Source organism: Priestia sp. P5_B4, from assembly GCF_056400385.1.
Genome location: NZ_JBFULJ010000471.1, coordinates 1 through 2,959 on the forward strand (window position 1 = coordinate 1; position 2,959 = coordinate 2,959).

General features: G+C 32.5%; 4 protein-coding genes. 2 read left to right on the forward strand and 2 right to left on the reverse strand.

Features of this window, described 5'->3' with window-relative positions:
• Positions 1-620: STAS domain-containing protein (locus tag AC1DRF_RS21460; protein ID WP_477741640.1), on the reverse strand; the 620-nt coding region annotated here is incomplete at its 3' end.
• Between the two features lie 188 nt (positions 621-808).
• Here AC1DRF_RS21460 and AC1DRF_RS21465 point away from each other — a divergent pair.
• Together AC1DRF_RS21465 and AC1DRF_RS21470 are read left to right on the forward strand one after the other, a co-directional pair.
• Positions 809-1,126, forward strand: coding sequence for a hypothetical protein (locus AC1DRF_RS21465; protein ID WP_477741641.1), 318 nt, complete (start codon positions 809-811; stop codon positions 1,124-1,126).
• Positions 1,127-1,299: 173 nt separating this feature from the next.
• On the forward strand, positions 1,300-1,809 hold the full coding sequence (locus AC1DRF_RS21470) for a DinB family protein (RefSeq protein ID WP_427076805.1): 510 nt from the start codon (positions 1,300-1,302) through the stop codon (positions 1,807-1,809).
• A 281-nt stretch (positions 1,810-2,090) separates the two neighbouring features.
• Here the strand turns inward: AC1DRF_RS21470 and AC1DRF_RS21475 are convergent, their stop codons facing one another.
• Positions 2,091-2,579 (reverse strand): DinB family protein, encoded by a 489-nt coding sequence (locus tag AC1DRF_RS21475; RefSeq protein WP_427076804.1) that lies wholly within the window; start codon positions 2,577-2,579, stop codon positions 2,091-2,093.
• Positions 2,580-2,959: the final 380 nt, after the last annotated feature.

Genomic DNA, 2,959 nt, shown 5'->3' on the forward strand with positions numbered 1-2,959 from the left:
GCTGATAAATCAATAATAAGCCATTTTAATTTATATTGGCTTCCTTTCTCTAAGGCACTCTCCATCAAATATTGTGCCCGTTTGGTATCTAAATCACCTACTAAAGGGAGGATGCCTATTTCTTCTGTCATACGAACAACGGGAACAGATAATTCATCAATGGCATATTGAGCATAATTTATTTTTTCAGTGTAATCTTTTACATACGATTTACTTACAAATTGGATGGCGTTATCCACAATCAAATTAAAGTGAGAAATAAGTTGATAAAAAGCATCGAGGGAGAAATCATTATTCTTGGCTTCTTCTTTTATTATTTCTCCAATAACATCTCGATAATAGCTAATCTCCTCTAAAGCTAGGTTTAATGGTAGTCCATGATTGACTAATAAATTAGCCATATTGTTTCCCCATTGTGCCATGACTTCATTTGCTGCCTCTTTTTCCAACAAAAGAGAATCGGCATAAGTGGTAAGAAGGTCCAAGCGAAAAGTAGTCAACTCTGTATAGATATTATGAGACGTTGCAAGATCTAGTCTTTTATTTTCAGCTAACTTCTCTTTTCGTTGCAAAATAGTTTCTTTAATTGCATGTAATTTTTCTTGTTGTATATACTGCAAAGTGTCCCTCCTTTTATCTTAAAAAGCAAATAGCCCTCTAATAGATGAGGATTAGAGGACTAAGCATATTGAAAAGTGTATTGATAATGATGAAATGTTAAGTTACTTATATTCTTTATTTAGTTGTATAGTGCCCCTAAATCATAACATATCTGTATGACAGGACTATTTCAAACAAGTTACAAAATATGTATAAAATTGACCTTTTTTTACATTGTGGTTGTGTTTACATTCAGGAAAATCGCCTTCCTGGAAGAGTGATTATGGTAATTAAAAACAAAGGTATATATTATTATATTCCAGGAGGCGAGAGAATTTTGAATATTGGCTTAGGAATTATGTTAATATTTTTTGCAATTATATTTATTTTATGGGGGCTATTCTCACGTAAGCAAAAGAATAGAATTATAAGTAGTGCGTTGTTAGCAGTAGGAACCATTGCCTTATTTACAAGCATTCTATTGTTAACTGGAATATATGATCCATATGCTAACCATATTAAATAAAAATCAAATAGGCAGAAGTTTTTTATTTTAAAAGGGCTTCTGCCTATTTGATTTCCGATAAACTCCATTATGGTAACTAAGTTCACATATCATATTCATTTACGGTCAAGCTTCATGAGATAATAAAATGTAATTATAAGGAATTTAATTAAATAAAGGGGGAGATATAATTGTTGATAGATTTACACTTGGATAATGAAATGGAACCTTCAGTTGCTCTCTTATACGCTACTGTTTCAGATACATATGAAAGATTAAAACTTCTTGTAAAGGATGTAGACCAGGAAGAATTATTCTTTAAAGGTACTGAAAACAAGATGAACAGTATTGGACAATTATTGAGGCATTTAGCCGTTGTAGACTTGCATTGGGTCTACCGACTTAAGAATCAACAAATACCCTCTAGTCTTCAAAAAGAATACGGTCCTTTAGTTGATTCAGCAGGTCAAATACCTTTTATAAAAGATACAACTATTATTGATTTAATAGATAGCTATGATAAGGTTCAAACAATGTTTCGTTTAGAATGCACGAAGTTATCTGAAGAGGATTTAAATAATGTAGTCTTGTATGAGAATGGAAAAACAGCTACAATTCGTTGGGGGATATGGCATATAGCTGATCACAGTCGTTATCATCAAGCACATATTGGTTTATTGAAGAAATTATATAAAGAAAAATAAAGTTGGAGATAGAGATTCTAAACAAAGTAAGAAATATCTTTATTATTTGTTGCTTTGTTTATTGTTTAGTACCAAGAATACGTTTTATGAAAACTAAAAAAGGAAAATAAGTGGGCCATATTACACGAATCTTTAGTTTAGTTAAGGTAGGAAGACATTCTTAAGAATGTCTTCCTACCTTAACTAGTGAAAATTATTGTATATATTAGAAGAGGCCGAAATTTGAAAGCTCATATTCTCTTAATCACATACCATGAGTTCTAGTAATAAAGTTCATTAGCTTAAATTTTTGGCAATGTATGACTAAGTTCTTTACCAATAAGATTGGCTGAAACTGGTTTCTTTCCTATTTCCCTAGCCCATACCGATAATTGTCCAATATGGTGTATTTCGTGAGCAATCATATGACGCATAACTTCTCCCCAAGTATCAGTTGCTATACTTCCGTCTGGTTGTGGGTCATAAAGAATATTATTTTCCTTTTCTGCATTCCAACCCCTAACAAACTCCCTTACCTCAAACTGAAAGTTTGTATCTAGCTGGCGAACTTTTTCTAAACTTTGATATTCCTCAAAACTCTCCTGAAAATCATCCTTTCCCTGAAGAACGCGAACCCAACTCCATTCTACATCAACAATGTGAAAGAGAGTATGTAATATTCCTCCTACTCCTCCTGTTCGTTTCCGAAGCAATTCCTCTAGTGGAATATTCTCACACCATTTATACCACTCTTCTCTAACCAACCAGTTATAATGAAACATAGTTTGCAAACTAATTCCTCCGTTTACTGTATTTTTCACTTTGTCTCTCTTTTTAATGAGGCTATTGATTAGTTCGACAAATATTTATAGATACCTATCTCATTGGAATAGGACAAGGTAATACATAGGGTCGTATAGGCTGTTTTATTCCTAGAAAAATCTGTTATGTAAATTAGAAGTGCATATTCTATACGTCATTCTTTTCAAGAACCTATTTACTACATAAAGCAATCAAGATTTACTATCGTATGTAAGAGTGATGTTTGCTTTCCGATTGGCCCCGAACAAGTTTCTCTTCTAGTTTACATGTCCATTTATAGTATCCCAGTAACATCATAAGAAGGATAGGGTTGATAGCTGTTGAATACACCAATCCCACTATACATATC